The following is a 25,046-nucleotide window of genomic DNA, read 5'->3' as shown; positions in this document are numbered from 1 at the left end:
GCGCAGCGGAAGGGCAGGTCCTCGCACGGCGGGGACCTGTCCTTCGCGCTGTGGTGCCGTCGCCCTCGGTGCGCGGGGAGGGAATCGGTCTGGGGTACCTTGCTTCGGGGCAGAATCCTGGTCGGCTAGCATTCGGGGATGACCGACACGGAGCCGATCGTCGACGTCTCGATCGGCGGCGAGACCATCCGCCTCGGACAGTTTCTGAAGTTCGCCGGTGTCCTCGACTCCGGGGGGAACGTGAAAGAGGCGATCATCGACGGCTATGTGAGCGTGAACGGCGAGGTGGATCGCCGCCGCGGGCGCCAGTTGCAACTCGGTGACATCGTCGGCTTCGAGGGACGCAGGTTCCGGGTCCGCCCGTAGGTCGCCGAGCCCTGCGCTCGGTTCTCGCGGGATTCGCGGGCGTGAGTCCGACGAACGTCGCTGAGGTGATCAGTGGGGCGCGCCCAGCGAACCGTCACGGGCGCGATTCGGCGAGTCCGTCGCTTCGGATGCCTCGAGGGGCGATCAGCCCCATTGTCGGCATCGCGATGAGGAGTGCCAGCCCTGAGGCGATCGCCGCCACCCAGATGGGCCCGGTCAGGCCCAGCGGTGTGGCCAGAGCCATGGCGCCCAAGAGCGGTCCAGCCACGGCACCCACGTTGAGCGCGGCGGTCGCGTAGGAGCCGCCCATCGTCGGTGCAGCGTTGGCCGCATAGAGCACGCGGGTGATCAGAGTGCTGCCGACTCCGAAGCTGAGGACGCCCTGCACGAATACGACACAGAGGAAAGCCGTCGGATTCGATGAAGACACGGCAAGTCCCACCCACCCGACTATCAGGCCGCCGCCGCCGATGATGAGCACCGGCCGCGGCCGGCGATCAGAGAGCCGGCCGGCAATCGTCACGCCCGCGAATGAGCCGATGCCGAAGAGCACCAGCACCATGGGCACCCACCAGCGCTCGAGTCCGGCGACGTCGGTTGCCACCGGAGCAAGGAACGTCAGGGCGGCAAAGGTGCCCGCGTTGACAAGCGCCGCAAGGATCATCGCCATGATGAGGCGAGGCGCCGCCAGCTGCGCGATTTCCGATGTGAGCTCGGGTGGGCGCTCCTCGTCGGTCAGCCTGGCCACTCGCGGGTTGAAGCCGATCGTCACGCCGACGGCGGCCGGCACGCAGAGGACTGCGATCGCCCAGAAGGTCGACTGCCACCCCCATGCTGCGCCGAGTGCTGCGCCAGCGGGCACGCCCGCCACGGTGGCGACCGTCGTGCCGGCAAGCAGGACGGCGACCGCGCGGCCCTTGTTCGTCGGCCCGACCAGCCGCGCCGAGGCCGTCAGAGCCACGGCGAGGAAACCGGCGTTGACGAACGCGGCCACCATGCGAGTGACGACGAGGACGGTGAAGTCCGACGTCGTCGCTGCCACGACGTGTGCTGCGGCGAACAGCAGGATGAAGGCGAGCAGGCTGCCGCGCACGGGCAGCCGGCGGGTGATGGCGGCCATGAGGGGAGCCCCGACGACCATACCCACTGCGAACGCAGAGGTGAGGACGCCGGCGGTTGCGACCGGGACATCGAAGCCGGCGGCGATGTCTTGCACCAGCCCGGACAGCATGAACTCGGATGTGCCCATGGCGAAGACCACGAGCGCGAGCAGATAGAGAACGAAAGGCATCGAAAGCTCCGGAGAAGAGAGGTGAACGGGGACGGATGGTCACCACGATCAGCCCCATCGCACCAGGCGATGTGCTCTACGGAGCTAGGAACTCAGCGGTTCCAGGGGCTAACGGAATGACCGATAGCCCCTTTCTTGGATGCCTCAGGACTCGACATGCGCTCGAGACTACCTGACCTCACCACGGCGCTGCACGCCGTCAGCACCGTCCTGAGGGGCAACGCCTAGCGCGTCGCAGTGACTCGGTCCGCCGGGTTCACGTTCGTCGTGCGATGAGGTTGCCGCGGCGGGTGGGGGATTTGGTGGTGGGTCGCCACTGCCGGGTGCGGTCCCACCAGGAGGGTCCGCGGACATGCGGGATGCCGTCTTGCATGCGGATCTGCCAATTGCCGGTGTCGATGGTGCGGTGGTGGAACCAGCAGAGTAGGACGCCGTTGTCGGTGTGCGTCGGGCCGCCTCGGGAGTGCTCGGTGACGTGGTGGATTTCGCACCATTGCGGGGGGCAGTGGCAGCCGGGGATGACGCAGCCGCCGTCGCGGACGGTGATGGCTTTGCGCTGGTGGTGGTTGAAGAGTCGGTCCAGGGTGCTGATCGACACGATCCGGCCATCCTCCCCCAGGACGACGCGTTGGATGGCGCCGACGCAGGCGGTGTGCCGGGCGGCGGCGAGCGGGATGGGCAGGTCCTCGCCGGCCAGGTGTGCCTTCCCGCGTCCGGCGGTCAGGTCTTCTTCCCGGACGGTGACGACCAGAGTCGGGGCGGCGCCGCCGAGGGCGGGGAGGGTTCCGGATGCGGCGGCGGCGGTGAGCAGCACCGCGAACGCGTCGTGCAGCTTCTGAGTGTGCGACCGCGGGTCCGCGGCGGAGGCGACCGGTCCGTCCCGATCCTCATCCTCGACGAAGCACGGTCCCGGGGCGGGGGCGCCGTCGACCCGTGGGTTGAGGATGCTGTCGAACCCGAGCCGCAACTGCGCGGCCACTTCTGGGAGCAGCCGGCCGCGGAGTGGGACCAGGCCGTCGTCACCGCGACGGCCGACGGTGATGCCGCGTTTGCGGAGCGCCATGGTGTCTTCGGGTTCGGTGCCGTCTTGGTCCAGGTACGCCGCCCACACGTGGGCGAGTGCCCGTAGCGCGTCCGCGGTGGCGGGGGGTGCCGCATCCGCCCCCTTGCCACCGGCGGCGGCGGCCAGTTCGGTGTCGGCGGCGAGGATCCCGGCTCGTCCGGTCTGGCAGCCGCGGAACGCGCCGGTCACCGCGACCACTCCGTCCACCCCGACGTGCCCGGCTGCCAGAGCTGCCCGCATCCCGGGCCACTCCGCGGGCAGCACCTCCCCGGTGGACAACGCGACCTGCTGCTGCACCGCGGCCGCGACGGCGAGGACCTCAGCCGCGGTCCGCGCGGAGACCCGCGTGGCGCGTTGCACGAGTTCGCTGGTGTTGCGGCATCCGAACCGGGTGGTCATCCGGTCGGCGTGCCCGGTCGACCCGTCACGGTCGGTGATCACCGCGACCGCCTCGACCATCACCGCTTCCGCGGACCGCCGGATGCGGCCCGCCACCGCCAGCATCCCCAAGACCTCGGAGTCGCCAGCGCCGCGCAACCCGCCCTCCGCGACGGCCGCGGCGGTCACCTTCGCAACCGCGTCGCCGAGCTCGTTCAGAGCGTCGGCGAGGTTGGTCATACCCCCATTCTGGCCAGGACCACCGACATCCAAACTCCCAGATCAACCGGCCAATCCACCCTGTGGACAATCCCGGAAACCACCACCCGAACCGCCCCTGTGGAGGAACCGTCGAGGTCGGTGTAGAAGCCCACAAGGTCGGAGCACAGACAGTCGTGGGAAGATTGATAGTTGATAAACTCAACCATCAACTTTTATGATGTTCTTGTGGTCACCCGGCCACAACCCGATCTGCACAACGATGTGGAGTCCTCATGCGCACCAAGAGCATTGCCGCCCTCGCCCCCCTTCTCGTGATCGGCCTCATCGCGGGCTGCTCTTCGTCCTCGACTCCCGACAGCGAGCCGGCAGAGACGGATGCCGCGACCGAGGCGCCGCTGTACGACCAGCTGCCCGACGCGATCAAGGAAGCCGGTGTCATCAAGATCGCCGGCGACACCCACCCGCCGTACCGCACGATCGAAGAGGGCGGCGAGATCACCGGCATCGACCCCGACCTGCAGGCCGCGCTCTCCGAGCAGCTGGGAGTGCCGTTCGAGATCATCACGTCGTCGGGTCTGGACGCCATGCTCACCGGCATGCTGTCGGGTCGCTTCGACGCCTTCAACGGCCCGGTGCGCACCACTCCTGAGCGGGAGGCGGACTTCGATGCCGTGGTGTGGATGACCACGCGCACCTCTTACGTCTACCTCGCCGAACGCGCCGACGAGCTGAGCGACCCGGAGGCTCTGTGCGGCGCGCGGGTCGCGGGAGTCACCGGCTCGGTGACCGAGAGCCAGCTCGCACGGTACAACGAGTGGTGCGCCGCCGAGGGGCTGGATCCCGCTGAGTTCATCGGCCTGGAAGACAGCAACGCGACCTTCCTCGCGGTCAACTCCGACCGGGCCGACTACGCCGGCACCACGCAGTCCGCCGCGATCGACCTGCAGGCATCCGATCCCGACACGTACGAGTTCATCATCCAGTCCGACGAGCAGGGTGCGGGCGTCGACCAGCTCGCGATGTTCATGCCCAAGGGCAACGGCCTGGCTGAGCCCATGCTCGCCGCCTTCGAGGCGATCTTCGAGAACGGCGAGTACGAGCGGATCATGACCGAGTGGGGCATCGAAGACGCCGCCGTCGACGCACCCACGCTCAACCCGATGACCAGCGAGTGACGATGACAGACCTCACCACCCAGCCGGTGCGCAACCCATCGGCCGACAGATCGATCGACGCTGCGAGGGCACGACGCCGGATCCATCCGTGGCGGGTGGTGGTCGGCATCCTGCTGGCACTCGTCACGGTCCAGATCGCCGTCTTCCTCGTGACCAACGAGCGGTTCGACTGGCCCGTCGTCGGGGAGTACCTCTTCAATCCGAGCGTGCTGATGGGGCTCGGCATGTCGATCATGCTCACAATCGTGGGCATGGTTCTCGGGTCGCTCCTGGGGACCGGGCTCGCTGCCGGGCAGCTCGCCGAGTTCGCGCCGCTGCGGTGGGCCTGCATCGTGTTCGTCGGGGTGTTCCGTGGGGTTCCGCCGCTCGTGCAGCTGATCTTCTGGTACAACCTCGCGTACCTGCTGCCGCGCCTGGCGGTCGGGGTGCCGTTCGGGCCCGAGCTGTTCAGCTGGCCGACCAACGATCTCATCACGCCGCTCACCGCCGCGATCATCGGACTCTCTCTCCACGAGGCGGCGTACATGGCCGAGATCATCCGCGCCGGCATCCTGTCGGTCGACTCCGGACAGCGGGATGCCGCGGCCGCCATGGGCTTCAGCCGTTGGCATTCGTTCACCAGCGTCGTGCTGCCGCAGGCGATGCGGGTCATCATCCCGCCGACGGGCTCGCAGGTGATCGCGCTCCTGAAGGGAACGTCGCTCGTGAGCGTCATCGCGATGGGCGACCTGCTGCACTCGGTGCAGGTCATCTACAACCGCACGTATGAAGTGGTGCCCATGCTGCTCGTCGCCGTCATCTGGTATCTGGTGGTCGTCACCGCCCTGACGCTCGTGCAGCGCAGGGTGGAACGGCACTTCAGCAAGGGCATGTCGCGAGCCGCCGTCGCCCGTCGCGTCGTCGAGCGGACGGAGGCGGTGGCATGACCGGCCAGAACACATCCGTGACCCCGGTGCTGCAGGTGATCGGGGTGCGCAAGGAGTACGGCGACAACGTCGCCCTCGACGGCGTCGACTTCGAGGTGCACGCGCAGGAGGTCGTCGCCGTGCTCGGGCCCTCCGGATCGGGCAAGTCGACTCTCGTGCGCTGCATCGACCAGCTCGAGTCGATCGAGGGTGGCGCGATGTATCTCGACGGCGAGCTGCTCGGCTACGAACGCCATCGTGACGGCATCCGTCCTCTCACCGACGCCGATGTGAAGCGGCAGCAGCGTCGCATGGGCATGGTGTTCCAGCAGTTCAACCTGTTTCCGCATTGGACGGTGCTGCGCAACATCACCGAGGCGCCGATCAAGGTGCACGGCGTGCCCGCCGCCGAGGCGAAGGCCCGCGCGCTCGAGCTGCTGAACCGGGTCGGGCTCGCCGACAAGGCCGACGCCCATCCACGCCAGCTGTCGGGCGGCCAGCAGCAGCGTGTGGCGATCGCGCGCGCGGTGGCCACGAACCCCCGCATCCTGCTCTTCGATGAGCCGACGAGCTCGCTCGACCCGGAGCTCGTCGACGAGGTGCTGCAGGTGATGAAGGACCTGGCCGAATCGGGCATGACGATGATCGTCGTCACGCACGAGCTCGACTTCGCGCGCCACGTCGCCGACCGGTGCGTGTTCATGGCTGACGGGCAGGTGATCGAGGACCGCCCGTCGACGGAGTTCTTCGACGCCCCGCGGTCGACGCGACTGCGGACGTTCCTGACGCGCACCGCGGCGACGCCCGCGCGCGAGGTGGGCGCGTGACGACGATCCGCGCCGTCGGCGACCTGGTGCTCGAGCGCGATGACGCGCGCTCGCTCCTGGCGCCGGCCCGCGAGTTGCTGCGTGAGAGCGATCTGCTCATCGGGCAGCTCGAGATCCCGCATCTGGACGTCGAGCTCGACGGGCCGGTGGTGCAGACGACGGATGTCCCGGCCCTGCCCGGGCCGCCCGCGGCCCTGGATGCGCTCGCCGACGCCGGGTTCGGCATCCTGACTCTCGCCGGCAACCACGTGTACGACTTCGGCCCTGAGGGCATCCGCGACACGGTGCGTCACAGCGCCGAGCGGGGCCTGCGCACGGTCGGCGTCGGCGAGAACCTCGACGAGGCGTTCACGCCGGTGATCGCCGACGTGGACGGCACTCGTGTCGCGGTGCTGAGCGTCAACTGCGTCGGCCCGCGTGAGACGTGGGCGTCGAGTCTCAAACCGGGCGCCGCGTACGTCGAGGTGATCACGCATTACGAGGTGCGAGGCGCGAACCCGGGCGGACCGCCGCGCGTGCGCACCTATGCGGAGCCCACGAGCCTGGCCCGACTGCGCCAAGCCGTCGACGTCGCCGCCGCGCACGCGGAGGTCGTCGTCGTTGCACTGCACAAGGGACTCGTCCATGTCCCCGCCGACATCGCGGACTACGAGATCGAGGTCTCGCATGCGGTGGTGGATGCCGGAGCCCACGCCGTGATCGCGCACCACGCGCATATCGCGAAGGGCGTGGAGGTCTATCGGGGTCGTGCGATCTTCCACGGCCTCGGCAACTTCGCCACCGTGACGCGCGCCCTCTCGGCCTCGCCGGACGGGTCGCCCGAGCGTGTGGCGTGGGCGCGGCAGCGCCGGCGTCTGTTCGGTTTCGAACCGGATGCCGCGATGCCCGAGTATCCGTTCCACCCCGAGAGCCGGAACACCGCGATCGCCGAACTGGTGGTCGAAGACGGCGAGGTGCGCGCGGCGCTCCTGCCGTGCTGGATCGACGACGAGGCGCGCCCGGTGCCCGTCGGGCGCTCCGAGTGCGGCGAGCAGGTCGCCCACTACCTGCGCACGATCACGGCACACGCCGGTTTCGCCACTGATCTCGCGTGGGACGGCGATCGACTCGCCGTTCGCGCGGGGGAAAGCACACGATGAGCAATCCTGACGCCCCCCTTGCGGGCAAGACCGTGATCGATCTGACCACCGCGCTCGCAGGCCCCTACGCGACGCTGCTGCTCGCGAGCCTCGGCGCACGCGTCATCAAGGTCGAGAACCCCGAACGCGGCGGCGACTCGTCGCGCAACAACTCGCCGTACGTGACCGCCGATGGGCTGCAGCTTCGCCGCACCGGCCCCGACGACATGTCGGTGTCGATGATGGCGCGCGGCCGCGGCAAGGAGAGCATCACGCTCAACCTCAAGCACGCCGCCAGCCGCGAGGTGTTCTTCGACCTCGTGCGCCAGGCCGACATCGTCGTGGAGAACTACAGCGCCGGCGTGACGCGGCGCCTCGGCATCGACTTCGCCGCCGTGCAGCAGATCAACCCGCGCATCGTCTACACCTCGATCAGCGGCTTCGGTGCGCAGGGCGTGCCGGGCGAGGGCAAGGCGATGGACACGATCATCCAGGCGCTCAGCGGCGTCATGATGACCGCCGGCGAACCCGGCGACGCACCGGTGCGGTTCGGACTGCCGATCGGCGACCTGGTCGCGCCGCTGTTCGCGGTGATCGGGACTCTGGCCGCCGTCATGGACGTCGAGCGCACCGGCGAGGGCCAGCACGTCGACGTCTCGATGCTCGGCAGCCTCACGTCGCTCGTCGCGTGCGAGCCGTTCGACGCTCTGGAATCGGTCGGCTTCCCGTTGCGCACCGGCGCGGTCGTGCCGCGCCTCGCGCCCTTCGGCACGTTCCAATCCGTCGACGGCTGGTTCGCGATCTGCGCACCGACGGACGCGTTCGCCGAGGGCACGCTCGCGGCGATCGGCCGGCCCGAGCTCGTCGACGACCCGCGGTTCTCGTCGCGCGATGCGCGCGTCGACAACGCCGACGAGCTGCACGGGCTCGTGAGCGAATGGGCGCGCACCCGCTCGTCGGCCGAGGTGCTGTCCGCCTTCGAGCACAACGGCGTGCCCGCAGCTCCGGTGCGCGACACGGCGACCGCCGTGCGCGACGACATCGTGACCGGCAGAGGCGAGGTCGTTCCGCTCGTGCACCCGCAGTTCGGTCACTTCGAGGGGCTGTACGGCACCGGGCTTCCCGTCGTCTTCTCGCGCAGCCGCGCCGACCTGTCCAAGCCCGCGCCCGGTCTCGGCGAGCACACCGACGGCGTGCTCGGCGACCTGCTCGGCTACGACGCCGAGCGCGTGGCGCAGCTGCGCCAGGACGGGGTGCTGTGATCACGAGCGCACCGGTGATCGGCGTCGTGGGCGATGATGTGCCACGGCAGCTGCTCCTCGCGCTCGGCGCCCGCCCGCATCGCCTGACCGGGTCATGGACGGGGGCGATCGACCCCGAAGCGCAGCAGCTTCTCGGCGCGACGGATGCTGCCGTGGCGCGCCTGCTCACCGAGTTGCGCGGTGGCGCCGAGCCGCTCGACGCGCTGATCGTGTGCAACGACTCCCAGGCGAACCTGCGCCTCTTCTATGTGCTGCGCGCCACCGGGTCGAACGTGCCGGTGCACCTGCTCGACATGCCGAGAGAAGCCTCCGGGCCTGCGCGCCGGTTCGCGCGGTCCCAGCTCGAGGCGCTCGCCGCGTTCGGCGCCGCCGTGACGGGGTGCACCCTGGATGCGGCATCCCTCACCACCGCGGCCGACGCGGAGGCGGCCCTGGGCGACGCGCTGCGCCGGCTGCGTTCCCGTCGACGAGCCCACCCACCGCTGTGCGCGGGCGCCGCTGCGCTCGACGCGATCCGGGATGCTGCACGACTGGCGCCCGCGGACGCCGTGACGCGCCTGGACACCGCCGGAGCGCAGGCCGCACCGGTGCCGTCGGGTGCGATCAGGGTGCACGTGACCGGCTCGTCCCACCCCGACGTCACGTTCTATCGCGAGCTCGAGAGCGACGGCCGCTGCGTGGTCGTCAGCGAGGACCACGACACCGGCGACGCCGCATGGCTGGGCGAGGCTGTGCGCGGCGAGACCGCGGATCACGTGATCGAGGGGCTGATCGACGCGCACTTCGCGCGCGTCACGACCTCGGCCACCTCCTCCAGCGAGGGGCGCGCCGCGTTGACCCGCGACCTCTCGCGCGAGGCCGGAGCAGACGCGGTGGCCGCGATCGTCCGCGAGCTCGACGAGGCGCCGCTGTGGGACCTCGCCGATCAGCGCGACGCGCTCGCAGGCCTCCCGTTCGTCAGCGTGCGCGTGGCGCCCGGCGGCGAGATCGAAGCGGCCCGCGACCTGGTGCGCGACGTCGTCGCGAGGGCGGTGCCGGCATGAGCGACCGTCGCCCCTCTGGTCGGCCGCGCCTCGAGAGCGCCGCCGCGGCGACGGCGTTTCAGAAGGAGTGGTTCCTGAGCCTCGCCGACCGGGCTCGCGAAGGCGATCCGATCGCACTGGCGAACGCGGATGCCCCGCATGAGCTGCTGCGGGCTTTGGGCATCCCGTACGTCGTGAACCAGTGGTGGTCGTCGATCATCTCCGCCAAGCGCGCGGGGGCAGCCAGCCTCGCGGCGGTCGCGGCCCAAGGTCTGCCTGACGACAGCCGCCAGTACGATGTGCTGCCGCTGGGCGCCCAGGAGCTCTCCGCAGAGCTCGCGCCGTGGGGCGGGCTGCCCGAACCGCGCTTCGCGATCGCGGAGCGCAGCGGCGACGTCACGCACAAGATCTTCGAGCGGTGGGGTCGCCGCCCGGGGACCGAGACGTTCCTGCTGTCGCGCACTGCAGCCGTGCCCGCGCCCGCGGGCTGGTGGGATCGCGTGGCTCATGACTGGGAGGACGTCTTCGGAGCGGCCCGCATCGATCTGCTGGAGGGCGAGATCAGGATGCTGGCCGCGACGCTCGAGGAGCGCGTTCGTCGCACCCTCGACCTCGACGAGCTGGCCGAAATCATGGCGCTGGCCAACGAACAGGCCGAGTGGAACCGGCGCACGCGCGACCTGCTCGCATCCGCCCGGCCCCTGCCCGTCGAGGTGACGGACATCATCCCGGCGGTCATGGTGCCGCAGTGGCATCGAGGCACGCCATGGGCGGTCGCGGCCGCGCAACGCCTCCACGATGAAGTCGCCCGTCGCATCGACGACGGCCACGCCGTGTGCCCGGGCGAGCGGCGGCGCCTGATGTGGATCGGCCGCGGCCTGTGGTCGGACCTGGAGATGTACCGCTCGTTCCAGGACGAGTTCGGCGCGGTCTTCGTGTGGTCGATGTACCTCGCGATCGCCGCGGACGGCTACGTCCGCTACGGCGCCGACCCCGTGAGGACGCTCGCCGCGCGGTTCGTGGGGCTCACCGACCTGCTCTACGTGCCGCCGATGTCGTCGTCGTGGTACGTCAAAGAGGCACTTGCCCACGGTGTCGACGGCGTGGTGCATCTCGTCGCCGACGACACCCCTGCCCCGGGCGTGATCACGGCGGCGCTCGAGGAGCGCGGCATCCCCGTTCTAGAGATCCGCGCGAGCAACGCCGACCCGCGTGCGACGGGCGACGTGCGGGAGCGGATCGCGGGCTTCGTGCGGGAGCGCGTGCCGGCCGCGCGATGAGCCGCGCGCCGCGCCTGCGCGTCTTCGAGCCGTTCGGCAACGGGCGCTTCTCGCTGTACTTCAGCGGCCAGGTGATCTCGAACACCGGCACCTGGTTCCAGAACCTCGCTCTGTCGTTGGTCGTGCTCGAGGCCACCGGGAGTGCGCAGGCGCTCAGCGGAGTGACGATCGCGCAGTTCCTGCCGCTCCTGGTGCTGAGCATTCCGGCGGGCCGGCTCGCCGACCGGGTGCGGCCCCGCACGATCCTGCTGGTCACGTCGCTGGCGTCGGCACTCGTCGTGGCGGGACTGGCCGTCGTCACCCTCGCCCCCGAGCCGTCGGTCCTGGCGATCTACGGCTTGGTCGCCGCGCTCGGCACGGTGCACGCGTTCGAGAGGGTCGCGGCGCAGGCGATCATCTTCGAGATCGTCGGACCGGAGAGCCTCGGCCGCGCCGTCTCGCTCAGCACCATCGCGCTCGCCTCCGCGCGCTCCATCGGCCCGGGACTGGCCGGCATCGCGTTCCAGGCCCTGGGTCCCACCGCGTGCATGCTGATCAACTCGGCGTCGTTCGTGCTGGTGTTCGCGTCGATCGTGGCGATCCGCCCGTCGCGCCTGTTCCCGCGTCCTCGGCGTGCGGATCGGGCGGGCGGCGGCATCCGTCCCTCGTTCTTCTCTCGCGAGCTGGTGACGCTCCTCGTCGTCAACGCGGCGGTGGCGCTGCTGGCCCTCAACCTCATGCTCGTGCTGACGTCGACTGTCACCCTCACGTTCGCCGGCGACGCGACGGCGGTCGGGGCGACGCACACGCTGAACGCCCTCGGCGCAATCGTGGGCGGCGTCCTCGCCGCGGGACGTGATCGCGTCACGGTCCGATCGCTCATCGTCGCGTGCGGGGGACTGGGTGCGGCGCTCCTGCTGAGCGCCGCGGCACCCACGCTCGCCATCCTGCTCGCAGTCGGTCCGCTGCTCGGGCTCGGCGTCGGGTACTACCAGGGCATCCTCAACGCGGCCGCGCAGGTCAGCGTCACGCCCGACCAGATCGGCCGGACGATGTCGCTGGTGACCCTCGGCAACTACGGCATGGTCCCGTTCGGCGCGCTGCTCATGGGCTGGGTCATCGACGCCCAGGGCGGCAAGATGGCACTCGGGATCGGCGGCCTCGCCGCCCTCGCGTGCGCGACGTTCGTCGCCGTCCGGCTGCGCAGACGATGACGGATGCCGTCGGCCCGGCTCGCGGCCATTGTGGGGGTCGCCGGTCCGGGCCGACGCTTCACGCCGGAGCCAGCCCCGATCCTCTGCTGGGGCGTCGGCGCCTGGCGACCGCCTCGGCCTCGGCATCCGCGTCTCCGAAGTAGCCGCCGGCGAGCGTGTCGGCCGCGCGATCCAGCACCTCGGCGAGCGTTCCGCCCAGGTCGGGGCCGATGATCTCGGCCAGCCGGTCCTCGCGCTCGCGGATCTCGGCCTCGCACTTGGCGAGCGTGTCCCAGCCGGTCTCGCTCAGGCGCACCAGGCGCACGCGCCGGTTCGTCGGGTGCTCGACCCGCTCGATCAGACCCGTATCGAGCAGTTCGGCCGAGACCACGTGCGCGGCCTGCGAGCTGACGAACGTGCGACGCGCGACCTGCGCATTCGACAGCGGGATCCCCTCGCCGAGCACCTGGAGGATGAGGAACTGGGGGAGTGTGACGCCGTGCGCGAGGGCGGTGTTCTCGGCGGCGCGGTTGAGAGCGCGGGCCAGGCGGTAGGCGGTGTAGTTGAGCCGGTCGGTGGCGGGGGTCCCCCGCGGATCTCGGCTCTCCATCGACACGCTCCCAGCCTAGCCGCGCCCGTTCCGGGCCGGCCGCGGCGCACCGCGGCGAGGCGGCCTCACGAGACGGCCCGGGCGCGGACGGTCTCGATGTATCGCCCTCAGAAGTCGAGGCCGAACACGCGCCTCGCCGTGAGCTCGAAGAACGCGGACTTCTCGGCCTCGCTGATCGGGAGCGCGTCCTGTGCGGCGACCTCGGCCTGCTCGAACTGATACGGGTAGTCCATCGCGTACATGACGCGATCGGCGCCCACCACCTCACGCGAGAACATGATCGCCGGCTCCCACGGCATGCCCGACGTGGTCAGCCAGATGTTCGTGGAGAAGTACTCCGATGGCCGCTGCCGCAGGGGCTTGATCTGGTCGTACCGGCCCGACGCGACCTGCTTGGCGTGCATGTGGTCGATGCGATAGAGCCAGAAGGGCAGCCCCTCACCAAGATGCCCCACGACCAGACGCAAGGCCGGATGACGATCGAAGACTCCGGAGGTGATGATGCGCAGCAGGTGCAGGCCCGCGCTCGCGCCGAACCCGTGGATCGCCCCATCCAGACCCGCCTCGCGGTAGGGGGCGATCATGCTGTTCGGCGGGCTGTGGGGGTGGAGGTAGAGGGGCACGTCCAAGGCCTCGAGCTCGGCGAGGATCGGCGCGAACCGAGGATCGTCGATGTACGAGCCCCTGATGTGGTCGTTCAGGATCAGGCCCTTCAACCCCAGCTCGGTGACCGCGCGTCGCAGCTCCGGCACCGCCGTGCCGACGTCCTCGTACGAGACCGCGGCGAGCGCGGAGAACCGCGTCGGATTCGCCTGGCAGATGGCGGCAAGCCGGTCGTTGCCCAGACGGGCCATGCGGGATCCCTCGTCGGCGTCGAGCACCTGGGTTCCGGGTGCCGTCATGGCCAGGACCTGGTGGTCGATTCCCGTGGCGTCCATATCGGCGAGGCGGCGGGCGGCCGCATCCTGCAGCCTTTCCACCACGGACCGGGGCTGAGGGTGGGACGAGCCGAGGAAGTACCCCATCAAGCTCTCGAATCCGACATCGTCGATGGTCCGCTCGGACAGGTGCCGGCGATAGAGGTCGATCAGCTCAGGCGGCGCCCACGCTTCTTCGGTGGCGATTCGGAGGTAGGGGCGGGAGGCGGAAGTCGCGTCGATGATGGTCGTCCTTTCTAGAGCGTTGCTGCGTCGTTCTGAGCAGTGATGGCACTCACCCGCACGGTGACCACCGCAGGAGTGCCGGCGGTGACCTGAGCGAGCCCCTCCCGGAGAGCGGCGTCCAGCTCATGGAAGTGAGTGACGATCGCGCTCCACGCCTGACCGGCGGCGGACGCGATTCCGCCGAAATCCGTGCTCTGCTCGAGATTGACCCAATACCGATCGGCGCGCACCGCGGCGCCCTCGGGGTGGAGCCGTTCCACATTGCGCTTCGTCGCGTTCCACCCGCCGTTGTCCAGCACGACGGTGAGGACGGGCAGCCCGTAGCGACGCGCGATCCAATACGTGGACGAGGGCGCACTGAAGAAGAATGTGCCGTCGCCGACGATGCTCACCACCGTTCGATCAGGCGCCGCGAGCTTGATGCCCAAGGCTCCGCCCCCGGACCAGCCGAGCGACGTTCCCCGGTTGCCGTACTGGGATCCCGGTCGACTTCTCGGGAGATGCTTCCACACGGTCGGCGCTTCCGAGATCGCCTCATTGATCACGATGGCGTCCTCGTCGAGGAGGCGGTGGAGGGCCGCCGCGACGCTCGCCGGAGTGAGACGCCGCCCGCGCGCATCGGCGTCGGCTTGGGCTGACCACGTCCGTCGCAGCGACGCCGCGTCTTCGGCCGCCTGCGCGATGCGCCCGATGGCGGCGGGATCGGGTTCGGCCGGGCACCGTTCGCCGAGCTGCTGGAGGACGAGGCGGCTGTCCGCGCGGATGAAGCGGTCGGCGGCGACGTACCAGAGAGGAAGGGATTCCTGCAGGGGATCCTCGTTCACGACGAACACGGCGGCGTCTTCGCGAGGGCGGCGGATCGAGTCCACCCACGGGACGTCGGTGTCGATCGCCAGGATCACATCCGCGTCGGCGAGGAGTCGATGAGGGTCGTCGCCGCCGTGCAGCGGATGCTCGCGAGGGAAGTTCATGACTTCGGCGTTGTGCTCGACGACGGTGACCCCGAGCCGTTCTGCGAGCATGACGAGCGCGGGAACGGAGTCCTGCGACCTGCCGAGGTAGGTGGTGATGATCAGGGGATGAGCGGCGGTGGCGAGCGCCGTGAAGAGTTCTTCGACCGCGGGCTCCGACGCCGGAGAGGGATCGATCGGGCGCCATTGACCCAGCGCGAGAGCGGGATCCGGTGCCTGCTCTTCGAGCACCTCGCGCGCGGCCGTGACGTACACGGGTCCGGCCGGGGCGCTTCGGGCGAGCTGCAATGCCCGGTAGACGATCTGCGGAGCGTTGGCCGCGGTGCGGATGTCGTAGCTCCATTTGACGTACGGGCGCACGATCCCGTGCTGGTCGGGAACATCCTGGAGGTGGTTGACGAACGAATTGCGGCTGCCGGGCAGCTCGCCCTCCAGCGTGTAGGGCGTGAGCCCCGCGAAGACGAACACGGGCACGCGCGAGCGCGCCGCGTTGTGGACGGCGCCGCCGAGGTTGGCAGTGCCGACATCGGTGTGCACGAAGACGGCTTGCGGCTTGCCCGTCACGGCGGCGTAGCCGTGCGCCGCGCTGAGCGCGCTGTACTCGTGGGGGCAGAGGATGACGGCGGGCGTATCGATGCCTTCCTCGCGATCGGCCGCGAGGGCTTCGATGATCGCGGGGTGGTCACTGCCGAAGTTCGCGAAGAAGTGGGTGACGCCCGCATTGCGCAGCGCATCGACGATGAGCCGTCCTGCCGATCGTTCGGAGCCCATCACGCCGTGCTCCGTGGCGTGACGGCGTGCACGTCGATGCTGTGGAACTGCAGATACTCGTCGATGCCGTACGGCGAGCCCTCCCAGCCGATCCCGCTCTGCTTCCATCCGCCCATCGGGATCTCGCGCGTCCCGGCCTCGGAGAACATCCCGCTGTTGATGAAGGTGACGCCCGCTTCGATCCGCGCAGCGGCGGCGAGCGCCCGCTCGGGGGAGCTCGACCACACGGATGAGCAGAGCCCGTACTCGGTGTCGTTCGCGAAGGCGATCGCCTGCTCCTCGTCTTCGCAGACCACGACGGGGAGGATCGGGCCGAACTGCTCTTCGCGAACGACCTCGTCGTCGTGCTGCGCGTCGAGCACGAGTGCGGGCAGGAGGAAGTGGCCGTCGGTCCACGTGGACTCGTCGAGCTTCGACCCCAGCACGCGCACATCCCGCCCGGCGGCGCGTGTCCGCTCGAGCAGATCACGGACCCGCTCGAACTGGCCCTCGTTGTTCACCGGACCCATCGACGCACGCTCATCGGCAGCATCCCCGACGACCATCCCCTCGACCCGTTCCACCAGCAGGCGCCGGAACTCGTCAGCAATGGTGCGGGGCACGTACACCCGCTTGGTGGCGAAGCACACCTGACCCGCACGGCGGAAGGCAGACAGAGCGATGCGATCGGCCGTCTCGCGAAGATCGGCATCCTCCAGGACGACGGCGGGGTCGTTCCCGCCGAGCTCGAAATGCACCGGCAGGAGCGTGTCGGCCGCCTGCCGCATGATGTGGCGCGCGGTGGCGCCCCCGCCGGTGAACGAGACCTTCCGCACGCGGGGGCTGTCCACGAGCGCCCGGGCGACCTCGGCATCGCCGTTGACCACGTTCACCACACCGTCCGGGAGCTCGGCCGCGGCAAGACCCGCGAGAAGCGACACCGCGAGCGGGGCGAACGGCGACGGCTTGAGGACGACCGCGTTTCCGGCGGCGATCGCGGGGGCGAGCTTGTTCGCCGTCAGCAGGACGGGGGCGTTCCAGGGGACGATGCAGGCGACCACACCGTAGGGGCGCCGCTCGATCCTCACCTGCTCATCTGCAGACGCGCCCGCGACCGTGCGCGACTGGAGGGCTGTCGGCAGGTAGTCGGCCACGAGGCGGAAGGAGTCGGCGGCCGCGGCGACCTCGCGGCGAATCGTCGAGACGATGCTCCCGTTCTCGCGCGTGGCGAGATCGACGAGAAGACCCGCGTGGCCGTCGATCGCATCGGCGATCCGGTGCAGGCGCTCGACCCTCTCGGGCACCGATGTCGTGGCCCACGACGTCGCGGCTTCGGCCGCCGCGTCGACGGCCGCTCCGGCATCCGCTGCCGACCCCTCTGCGACGACGCCCACCACTTCCTCGACGCGGCTCGGGTTGCGCACGGCGAATGTGCGGTCTCCGGCAGCCTGGACGCCGGCGATCAGGTGGCCGACCACCGCTGCGCCCGTCGTGTCGTCGATCATCGTCATCTCTTGTCCCTCCGAACTGCTCGTGTGCACGGTCGCTCAGGCGTCCTTGGGCATCACCAGCGACAGCAGACGCCGACGCAACGACAGGAACTGCTCGCTCGCGCGCGTCTCGACCTGCGTGCGCTCGTCTCCCAGTCCGACGTCGACCACTTCGCGTACGACGCTGGGGTTCTTGGAGAGCACGACGATCCGGTCGCTGAGGTAGATCGCCTCATCGATGTCATGAGTGACGAGCACCACGGTGATCCCCAGCTCGCGACGCACCTGGAGGATCAGATCCTCCAGGTCGAATCGCGTCTGGGCATCCACCGAGGCGAACGGCTCGTCCATCAGGAGCAGTTCCGGTCGATACGACAGAGCCCGGGCGATGGCCACCCGCTGCTGCATACCGCCCGAGAGCTCCCACGGATACTTCCGCTCGACGTGCCCGAGTCCCACGCTCTGGAGAGACTCGGCGACCCGAGCCGCCCGCTCTGCCCGCGGCATCCGGCGAGCAGAAAGCGGCAGCGCGACGTTGTCGCCGTTCGTGAGCCACGGGTACAGCGACCGCCCGTAGTCCTGGAAGACCAGTCCCAGCTGTTCCGGCACATTCGTCAGCGGGCGTCCCTCGAAAGTCACCGCTCCGGCGCTGGGCGAGGCAAGGCCCGAGATGCACCGCAGCAGCGTGGTCTTGCCGGCACCGCTGGGTCCGACGATGCAGACGAACTCGCCCTTGTCGACGTGGAACGAGACCGTGTCGATGGCCATGTTGGCCTGATCGGTCCCCTCGTTGTAGATCTTGCGGAGCCCGTCGACGGTGAGCACCGTCTCGGTCGCGGTCGGAGTGAAAACGGCTGCAGAAGACATGCGATTCCTCAGGACGATCCGAGAGCACGCGAGCGGTAGTACCAGCGGAGCACGCGACGCTCGACGAACACGAACAGATAGTTGAGCGCTGTTCCGATCAGGGCGAGGACCAGGATGCCGGTCCACATCTTCTTGATCGCGAACTCCGCCTGCGCTTGAAGGATGAAGAACCCGATTCCCGAGTTCGCCGCGACCATCTCGCTGACGACCATCAGCACGATGCCGACGGTGAGGCTGGCACGCATGCCGGCGGCGATCTGAGGCGACGCCCCCGGGAGCACCAGCCGCGTGTACGTGCGCCACCCGCCCAGGCGCAGGCCTCGGGCCGTGTCGAACTTCACCGTGTCGATGCCGCGCATCCCATCGAGCGTGTTCAGCAGGGTGGGCCAGATCGATCCCAGTGCGATCAGCGCGATCTGGCGCATGTCGCCGATGCCGAAGATCGCGATCATCGCCGGGAGCAGAGCCGGGGCCGGCAGCACGTAGAGGAAGTAGATGATCGGATTAACCGAGATCCGCAGGTAGCGCAGTCGCCACAGGAGCGATCCGCCGACAATGCCGATCAGGACGCCGAACAGGTAGCCGATGAACAGATTCCGCAGGCTCACGACCGCGTTGGTCCAGGCTCCGAGGACGACCCATTGGTTCCACGTCTCGACCAGGATGTCGCCCAGGGGCGGAAAGAACGGCGACGACGAATTCGCGGTGACGAACCACCAGATCGCCACGAGCAGCACGGGCAGCCACAGCGAGGTGAGCACGGCGCCCACCCGCCGCATCCCGGTGCTGCTTCCGCGAGCACGCACCGTCGGCACGAGGCTTGTCGTCACCCGGGTCATGTGGCCCCCACTTTGTTCGACTCGCGGATGTTCCGCTGCGACTCGTGCCAGTGCATGACCCGCTTCTCCAGGAGGAAGAATCCACCCGTCAGCGCGACGCCCAGGATGCCGGCCACCATGATGTAGGCGTACATCGTCGGATAGGCGACGACTCCGGTGTTCTCGGCCAGGAGGATGTTGCGGCCGATCCCCGCCGCGCCGCCCACGATCTCGGCCACGATGCACAGGATCAGAGCCTGGGCGGACGCGATGCGCATCCCCGTCACCAGATACGGGGATGCGCTGGGAACGCTGATCTGGAGGAACCGGCGGACACCCCGCACCCCGAGCGCCCGGGCGGTGTCCAGGACGATCGGATCCATTGAGCGCACCCCGTAGATCACCTGTATGAGGAACGGCCAGAACGCCGCGAAGCACACCAGGAAGACCTTCATCGGCAGCGTCGACCCGGCGATCAGGATCACCAGCGGAAGGATGGCGATCGCCGGGATCGCCTTGAAGATCTCGATCACCGGGGCGGCGCTGCGCTGCGCGAAGTCGTTGTAGGCGAGCGCGGTGCCGATGACCACGCCGAGCACGATGGTGATGACCATGCCGATGAGCCACCCGATGAGGGTCGCTCCGATGGCCGGCCAGACCCGGCCGGTCGAGATCTCATGGCCGAGGGCCGCCATCGTGTCGGTCATCGTGGGGAACTGCGTCGCGCTGACCATGCCGCCCGCTGTCACGAACTGCCAGGCGAGCAGAACCACACCGACGGTGACGACCGGCAGCGCCCAGTTCAGCCACGATCGCGAGCGGTCGAGCATCGCTTCTCCTCTCTTCGTCGTCGCGTCGCACGCATGCGCCGGCCGTTACAGCGCGCCCGGCCACACGATGGTGGCCACGTCGAGGTTCTCGAGCGCCGTCTTCGCCGACTCGTCGGTGCTGAACTTGACCAGGAGGTCGCGTGCCACTTCGAACGCGTCGAGATTCAGAGCCGGATCGCCCCCGATGTTCCACCGCGCGCCCGCGGCCTGCTCGGCCGTGATGCCGAGGCCCTCGACGAGCGACTCCTTCGCCACCTCGGGGTTCTCGGTGGCGCCCACGATCGACTCGGCCATCGCGTCGGCGAAGGCGCGAACCGTGTTGGGATTCTGATCGATGAAGGACTGCGAGGTGTTGAACAGGGTCGTGGCCGTGTCGACGAACAGCTCGCGGTTGTTGTACCCGAGCTCGACGCCTCCGGCGGCGAGAGCATCGGCGGCGAACGGCCACTGCATGATCGCGGCGTCGACGTCGCCGCTCGCGAGGGCAGCAGCCATCTGTCCGAACGGCAGCTGGACGAGCTCGATCGACTCGGTGTCAGCGCCCGCGCGGTCGGCGAGCTCCCACATCGTCATCGTGTTGTGAGACGAGAGCCCGACCGTGGCGACGCGTTTGCCCTCGAGCCCCGCGAAGTCGGTGATGCCCGATTCGGCCGACGCGATCGTGACGGTGCCCTCGTCGTCCTCCTGGATCTGACCCTCGATCGTGGTGATTGCGCGGATCGGGATGCCGTTGGCGTTCGCCGTCACCGCGTGCACCACGGTGGCGAACCCGATGTCGTAAGTGCCGCTGGCCAGTCCCGACACGATCGCGGCGATGTCGGTCTGCGGCGTGATCTCCAGCTCGAGCCCGTGCTCTTCGAAGATCCCCTCCTGGATGCCGTAGTAGAGCGGTGCGAACTGCGTGGAGGGGTTGATCGCGACCGTGAGAGTGGACTTCTCGGGTGCGCCCCCGTCGCCCTCGGCACCTTCATCGGCGGGCGCTCCTCCGCCGGAGCAGGCGACGAGCGAAGCGAGCACCGTTCCCACGGCGGCCAAGCCGCCCAGACGTCGTGCAATGGATTTCCTCATGATGAAACCTCCGATTCAGCGAGCGTGTTCAGCGCGGCAGCGCTGTCCAGGCCGAGCAGATCCGTGACGTTGCCGTGGTAGATGCGTGCCCGGTCGGCGTCGGTCAGGATGTCCATGTCGTTCAGGTTCGCGATCGTGTCGCGGATGTATCCCGGCCCCTTTTCGGGGTCGAACGGGGTATCGGACGCGAAGAGGGTGTGGTCCACGCCGAAGAACCTGATCGCGGTCCGCATGGCGTCGCCGGCACCGAAGTACGCCGTGTCGACGTAGAACTTCTTGAAGTACTCGATCGGGCGCAGGGTCAGCGGGTACCCCGCGACGTCCTCCGCCTGATCGGCCGGCGTCCGCGCCCCCAGCTGGTCCCAGCCCGGCCCGACCCGGCCGGCGAAGTGGGGGATCATCGCACCGCCATGGTGGATCAGGATCTTGATGTCAGGCAGACGCTCGAAGATGCCGGAGAAGACGAGGCGGGACATGAACGCCGAGAGGTCGTACTCCCAGCCCAGCGTCCACCAGATCTCGAACTTCGAGCGTTCCTCCGTCTTGTAGTCGGACCAGCTGGAGTCACGGCAGGGATGCACCTGGATCATCTTGTCGCCGCGACGGGCCACCGCCTCGTAGAACGGGAAGAATCGCTCCTGGTCCATCGGTCCGCCGTTGACGTGCGTGTAGATCTGCACCCCGACGGCACCGAGCTCGTCGAAGGCGCGATCGGCCTCGGCGATGGCGCCGTCGACGTCATCCAGCGCGACGGCCGCACAGAACCCCGCGAAGCGATCAGGATGGTCGGCGACGAGCTGTGCCATTCCGTCGTTCGCGATACGGGCGAGTTCGGCCGTCCGCTGACGCGGCCCGAGGTCGTCGAGCGGCGGTGCGGCCGTGTTGATGATCTGGCGGTAGTCCGAACCGAACTCGTCCATCCCTCGGAATCGCTCGTCGAGGTCGACGAGCGCGGGGACACCGCTCACGCGTTTCTGGATGTTCCGTGCGACGGCACTGTCCGTGATCGCGAACAGACGCTCCGCATACGCCGCGGGCAGGAGATGGCAGAATGCATCGATCTTCATCGAGACTGTTCCCTTCGACTCGGCGCGCTTCGTCGCGGCGCGAGTGGGTCCGAGCCAATCAACGTCGCACCGGCCGGTAAAGACTCGACGGCACGTGATTCCGCACCGCGGAATCGGAGGGGATGCCGCTCACCGGGCGAGGTGCGATCTGATGCTCGCGGCGCACCTGCGCAGCTGCACGACGATGTCGCGCACCCGGTGCGAGGACAGCCTCGAGCTGGGCGCGGACATCGCCACCGCGGCGATGGCGGTTCCGCCGCGATCTCGAAGCGGCACGGCGATCGCGCTGAGTCCTTCGACGCTCTCGTCCTGATTGATCGCGTAGCCCTGCATCGACACGAGCGACAGCTCGTCGAGGAGCTGCGTGAAGGTCCGCGTGTGCCGAGTCAGACGATGCAGCGCTCGCGGGTAGAGTCTGCGCAGCTCCTCCCGCGACAGCTCCGCCAGCAGCACCTTCCCGCCGGACGTCGCGTAGGCCGGGAGCAGCGTGCCCGTCAGCACGTGCGTGCGGACACGCTGGTCCGCCTCGAAGCCCGCGACGAATCGGATCGACGACTCCTGCAGCACCATGAGATTCACGGTCTCGCCGAGGCTGATGCTCAATTCGCGCAAGTGCGGCTCACTCAGACTCCGCAGGTCGATCGCGCGCGTGCTGGAGAATCCGAGCTCGATCAGCGCCGGACCCACTCGATAGGCGCGTGTGATCCGGTCCTGCGTGACGAATCCCCTGTGCTCCAGCGTGCTCAGATGGCGGTGCGCGGTCGATGGAGCGACGCCGAGCGCGTGTGCGACGTCGCTGACGCGCAACTCCGGCTGGGACCGCAGCAGAAGAAGCAGCCGCAGCGTCTGGTCGACGGCCCCCACAGGGTGGCGCGGGCCCGCCGCATCATCCTCGATGGTCATACGCTGAAGCTACTGGCGGGTCGATCACTCCGGACGAGGCTGCATCGTCGGGGACAGGGCGCTACGCGTCGAGACGGTCGACCAGGGCGAGGCCGCGCTCGGCCCACGCGATCTCGATGCGTGCACGCTCGACGAGGCCTTCGTAAGCGAATCGCTTGAACTCGATCGTGCGCTCGCGGTCGTCGTCGGGCAGAACCTCGAGGCGGCGTACCAGCATCGGGTTGCTCAAGTGCTCGATGTGCGTGAGCTCGCCCTCCCACTGCGCGAGCTCGCCGCGCCACACCTCGATGTGGCGCTCCAGGAACTCCCGCGCGGCCTCAGGCGTCGTCGCCTCGAGGTAGGCGGCGCGCAGGTGCGCGGGGTCGCGCACGCGCTGGTAGTCCAGGGGAGCGGCCATCCACTCCGCGAACGCCTGCTCTCCGGCATCCGTCACGTGATAGATGCGTCGCGTGCCGCGCTCGCCGCGCGCCTGCTCCTCACCCTCGATCAGGCCGGCCTGCTCCATCTTTCGCAGCTCCGGATAGATCTGCGAGTCGGGCGCGTGCCACACGTGACCGACCGACTGATGGAACTGCTTCTGCAGGTCGTAGCCCGACAGCGGTCCGACACGCAGGATCGCCAACAGCGCATAGCGCAGACTCATGCGACTCCTTTCGTTCCCGAGCGTACCGACCCGCCCGTTCCCCAGACGCCAACGGGGCGCCGAGGCAGCGGGTTGTCGCTGCCTCGGCGCCCCGATGGTCATCCGCCGGTGAGATGGGTCAGGACGCGGCCTGCTGGTACCCCGTGCGCCAGCCGCCGTGGTAGGTCTGACGCGCGACCGTCGAGTACGGAACCGGGCTGACGACGACGCGGACCTCGGTCTGCTCGTGCGGCTCGACCGATGCCTTGCTGCTGCCGCCGTTGGGCTCGCCCCACACCACGCGCAGCTCGCTGCCCTCGGGAACGTCGGGGTTCACAGTGCCCAGCGACAGGCCGCGGCGCTCGTTGGCCGAGTAGCCGGTGAACATCGAGTAGCCCACGACGTTGCCGTCGGCGTCGATGATCGAGTCGTAGTTCGCCGAGCCGTAGTTCGCCAGCGGCAGGTCGAAGAACTTGTAGTTGGGGCCGTCGACGTTCAGCAGCGACGTCCACACCTTGCCGAGGTCCTCGGCGTCCCACGCGAGCGTGACCTTCTTGCGCTGCGTGGCCGGGTCGATCTTCTCGAGCGCGTCGCGACCGATGAAGTCGTGATCGAACTTGACGAAGTTGCCGTAGCCGAGCTCCCACGGGGTGAGGTAGTAGTCCTCGATGTTGTCCGACACGAACGAGCCGGCGAGCGTGCCGGTCGCCTCGTAGCTGTCGATGCCGAGCCACTCGCGGTACCCGCGCTCAGCCTCGCCCGTATAGATGGCGGGCAGCGGCGAGGGGATCCAGCCCGACTCGAGCGTGTTGGACGGATATGCGCGCGACCCGACCGGGACGAGGCCGAACTCGGCTCCCGCCTCGACGATCGCGTCGCGGATCTCGTCGTGCTCGGCGTACGGGCCCCAGATCTCCAGGCCGGGCGCTCCGGCCATGCCGTGACGGAGGGTGCGCACATCCTTGCCGGCGATCTTCATCGTCGACATGTTGAAGAAGCCGATCTTCTCGAGCGGTCCGCCGTTGAGCTTCTCGATGACGTCCCAGGCCTTCGGCCCCTGGATCTGGAAGCGGTAGTACTGGCGCGTCACCGGGTGGCCGTACGGCCGCGAGGGCGAACGGCGGTCGACGGTGACCTCGAGGTTCGAGTAGCCGCCGGTCTCGCCGTGGTACAGCAGCCAGTTCGACGCGGGCGCGCGACCGACGTAGGTGTACTCGTCCTCGGCCTCGCGGAACAGGATGCCGTCGCCGATGACGTGGCCGGCGGCGGTCGTCGGCACGTACTGCTTGGCCTTGTTCACGGCGAAGTTGGCGACCGAGTTGATCGCGGTGTCGCTGATCAGCTTGATGGCATCCGAGCCCTTGAGGAACACATTGTCCATGTGGTGCGACTGGTCGTAGAGCACGGCCGTGTCACGCCACGCCTTCTGTTCCTTGATCCAGTTCTGGAAGTCCGCGGGGACGACCGGATAGATGTAGGAGCCGATCTGCGAGTTGCGCAGGAGCTCGACCGGGTTTTTCTGGTCGAGCAGCTGCTGGAGATTGTCGGCCATGCGAACCTCTCTGTTCTGTGAGCGGATGCCTCGGCGAGGCGTCCTGGGTCTGGTCAGTCGGTCTGGTGAATCGGTCGGGTGTGGGTCAGCTGAAGACGATGGTGTGGTTGCCGTGCTGGATGACGCGGTCCTCGGCGTGCCATTGGACGGCGCGGGACAGGACGGCGCGTTCGACGTAGGCGCCGCGGGCTTGGAGGTCGGCGGCGGTCATGGCGTGGTTCACGCGGGCGACGTCCTGCTCGATGATGGGGCCC

Annotated in this window: 23 protein-coding genes and 1 pseudogene; 9 read left to right on the top strand and 15 right to left on the bottom strand. The window is 69.0% G+C overall.

What is annotated here, in order from left to right; genetic code table 11:
* Window positions 1–138: 138 nt before the first annotated feature.
* Window positions 139–366, top strand: a complete 228-nt coding sequence (locus ACLKM7_RS04835; RefSeq protein WP_436446029.1) for an RNA-binding S4 domain-containing protein — start codon at window positions 139–141, stop codon at window positions 364–366.
* 94 nt (window positions 367–460) lie between these two features.
* Here ACLKM7_RS04835 and ACLKM7_RS04830 read toward each other — a convergent pair whose 3' ends face one another.
* Window positions 461–1,657 carry a Cmx/CmrA family chloramphenicol efflux MFS transporter gene (locus ACLKM7_RS04830; protein ID WP_436446028.1) on the bottom strand — a complete coding sequence of 399 codons (1,197 nt, stop codon included), beginning with the start codon at window positions 1,655–1,657 and terminating at the stop codon, window positions 461–463.
* A 256-nt stretch (window positions 1,658–1,913) separates the two neighbouring features.
* Entirely contained in the window at window positions 1,914–3,338 is a 1,425-nt protein-coding gene (locus ACLKM7_RS04825) for a DUF222 domain-containing protein (protein ID WP_436446027.1), read from the bottom strand.
* 254 nt (window positions 3,339–3,592) lie between these two features.
* Between ACLKM7_RS04825 and ACLKM7_RS04820 the strand changes: the two genes are divergently transcribed.
* Genes ACLKM7_RS04820 through ACLKM7_RS04785 form a run of 8 tightly spaced genes read left to right on the top strand, consistent with a single transcriptional unit; the run spans window position 3,593 to window position 12,102 of the window.
* Complete coding sequence (locus tag ACLKM7_RS04820; RefSeq protein ID WP_436446026.1) at window positions 3,593–4,495, top strand: transporter substrate-binding domain-containing protein; 903 nt, start codon at window positions 3,593–3,595, stop codon at window positions 4,493–4,495.
* A 2-nt stretch (window positions 4,496–4,497) separates the two neighbouring features.
* The gene (locus ACLKM7_RS04815; protein ID WP_436446025.1) at window positions 4,498–5,421 is read left to right on the top strand and encodes an amino acid ABC transporter permease; all 924 of its coding nucleotides are present in this window, start codon (window positions 4,498–4,500) and stop codon (window positions 5,419–5,421) included.
* Entirely contained in the window at window positions 5,418–6,227 is an 810-nt protein-coding gene (locus ACLKM7_RS04810) for an amino acid ABC transporter ATP-binding protein (RefSeq protein WP_436446024.1), read from the top strand. Before ACLKM7_RS04815 ends, ACLKM7_RS04810 begins: the two co-directional genes overlap by 4 nt.
* Window positions 6,224–7,366, top strand: a complete 1,143-nt coding sequence (locus ACLKM7_RS04805; protein WP_436446023.1) for a CapA family protein — start codon at window positions 6,224–6,226, stop codon at window positions 7,364–7,366. The genes ACLKM7_RS04810 and ACLKM7_RS04805 overlap by 4 nt, the downstream gene beginning before the upstream one ends.
* On the top strand, window positions 7,363–8,607 hold the full coding sequence (locus ACLKM7_RS04800; RefSeq protein WP_436446022.1) for a CaiB/BaiF CoA transferase family protein: 1,245 nt from the start codon (window positions 7,363–7,365) through the stop codon (window positions 8,605–8,607). Before ACLKM7_RS04805 ends, ACLKM7_RS04800 begins: the two co-directional genes overlap by 4 nt.
* Entirely contained in the window at window positions 8,604–9,650 is a 1,047-nt protein-coding gene (locus ACLKM7_RS04795) for a 2-hydroxyacyl-CoA dehydratase (protein WP_436446021.1), read from the top strand. Before ACLKM7_RS04800 ends, ACLKM7_RS04795 begins: the two co-directional genes overlap by 4 nt.
* Window positions 9,647–10,909, top strand: a complete 1,263-nt coding sequence (locus ACLKM7_RS04790) for a 2-hydroxyacyl-CoA dehydratase (protein WP_436446020.1) — start codon at window positions 9,647–9,649, stop codon at window positions 10,907–10,909. Before ACLKM7_RS04795 ends, ACLKM7_RS04790 begins: the two co-directional genes overlap by 4 nt.
* Window positions 10,906–12,102 carry an MFS transporter gene (locus ACLKM7_RS04785; protein ID WP_436446019.1) on the top strand — a complete coding sequence of 399 codons (1,197 nt, stop codon included), beginning with the start codon at window positions 10,906–10,908 and terminating at the stop codon, window positions 12,100–12,102. Before ACLKM7_RS04790 ends, ACLKM7_RS04785 begins: the two co-directional genes overlap by 4 nt.
* 58 nt (window positions 12,103–12,160) lie before the next feature.
* On the opposite strand, the gene ACLKM7_RS04780 is transcribed toward ACLKM7_RS04785, so the two are convergent.
* The 13 genes and pseudogenes from ACLKM7_RS04780 to ACLKM7_RS04720 all read right to left on the bottom strand — a co-directional run.
* Window positions 12,161–12,691: a MarR family winged helix-turn-helix transcriptional regulator gene (locus ACLKM7_RS04780; RefSeq protein WP_436446089.1), complete on the bottom strand. Its 531-nt coding sequence runs from the start codon at window positions 12,689–12,691 to the stop codon at window positions 12,161–12,163.
* A gap of 107 nt (window positions 12,692–12,798) precedes the next feature.
* Window positions 12,799–13,716 carry an amidohydrolase family protein gene (locus ACLKM7_RS04775; protein WP_436446018.1) on the bottom strand — a complete coding sequence of 306 codons (918 nt, stop codon included), beginning with the start codon at window positions 13,714–13,716 and terminating at the stop codon, window positions 12,799–12,801.
* A gap of 149 nt (window positions 13,717–13,865) precedes the next feature.
* The gene (locus ACLKM7_RS04770; RefSeq protein WP_436446017.1) at window positions 13,866–15,596 is read right to left on the bottom strand and encodes a thiamine pyrophosphate-requiring protein; all 1,731 of its coding nucleotides are present in this window, start codon (window positions 15,594–15,596) and stop codon (window positions 13,866–13,868) included.
* Complete coding sequence (locus ACLKM7_RS04765; protein WP_436446016.1) at window positions 15,596–17,086, bottom strand: aldehyde dehydrogenase family protein; 1,491 nt, start codon at window positions 17,084–17,086, stop codon at window positions 15,596–15,598. The genes ACLKM7_RS04770 and ACLKM7_RS04765 overlap by 1 nt, the downstream gene beginning before the upstream one ends.
* Window positions 17,087–17,122: 36 nt before the next feature.
* Window positions 17,123–17,932 carry an ABC transporter ATP-binding protein gene (locus ACLKM7_RS04760; protein ID WP_436446015.1) on the bottom strand — a complete coding sequence of 270 codons (810 nt, stop codon included), beginning with the start codon at window positions 17,930–17,932 and terminating at the stop codon, window positions 17,123–17,125.
* An 8-nt stretch (window positions 17,933–17,940) separates the two neighbouring features.
* Complete coding sequence (locus ACLKM7_RS04755; protein ID WP_436446014.1) at window positions 17,941–18,771, bottom strand: ABC transporter permease; 831 nt, start codon at window positions 18,769–18,771, stop codon at window positions 17,941–17,943.
* Window positions 18,768–19,580 (bottom strand): ABC transporter permease, encoded by an 813-nt coding sequence (locus ACLKM7_RS04750; RefSeq protein ID WP_436446013.1) that lies wholly within the window; start codon window positions 19,578–19,580, stop codon window positions 18,768–18,770. Before ACLKM7_RS04750 ends, ACLKM7_RS04755 begins: the two co-directional genes overlap by 4 nt.
* A 45-nt stretch (window positions 19,581–19,625) precedes the next feature.
* On the bottom strand, window positions 19,626–20,648 hold the full coding sequence (locus ACLKM7_RS04745; RefSeq protein WP_436446012.1) for an ABC transporter substrate-binding protein: 1,023 nt from the start codon (window positions 20,646–20,648) through the stop codon (window positions 19,626–19,628).
* Complete coding sequence (locus ACLKM7_RS04740) at window positions 20,645–21,715, bottom strand: amidohydrolase family protein (RefSeq protein WP_436446011.1); 1,071 nt, start codon at window positions 21,713–21,715, stop codon at window positions 20,645–20,647. Before ACLKM7_RS04740 ends, ACLKM7_RS04745 begins: the two co-directional genes overlap by 4 nt.
* Before the next feature lie 129 nt (window positions 21,716–21,844).
* Window positions 21,845–22,618, bottom strand: coding sequence for an IclR family transcriptional regulator (locus ACLKM7_RS04735; protein ID WP_436446010.1), 774 nt, complete (start codon window positions 22,616–22,618; stop codon window positions 21,845–21,847).
* 61 nt (window positions 22,619–22,679) lie between these two features.
* On the bottom strand, window positions 22,680–23,261 hold the full coding sequence (locus ACLKM7_RS04730) for a PadR family transcriptional regulator (protein WP_436446009.1): 582 nt from the start codon (window positions 23,259–23,261) through the stop codon (window positions 22,680–22,682).
* A 118-nt stretch (window positions 23,262–23,379) separates the two neighbouring features.
* Window positions 23,380–24,792: a vanillate/3-O-methylgallate O-demethylase gene (gene ligM / locus ACLKM7_RS04725; protein ID WP_436446008.1), complete on the bottom strand. Its 1,413-nt coding sequence runs from the start codon at window positions 24,790–24,792 to the stop codon at window positions 23,380–23,382.
* An 85-nt stretch (window positions 24,793–24,877) separates the two neighbouring features.
* Window positions 24,878–25,046, bottom strand: a pseudogene (locus ACLKM7_RS04720) (formyltetrahydrofolate deformylase); the annotation flags it as partial.

The sequence above is a fragment of the Microbacterium sp. I2 genome (assembly GCF_051364985.1).
Lineage (GTDB): Bacteria > Actinomycetota > Actinomycetes > Actinomycetales > Microbacteriaceae > Microbacterium.
The sequence above is the reverse complement of the archived record's forward strand: the minus strand, read 5'-3'. Positions and strand labels throughout refer to the sequence as shown.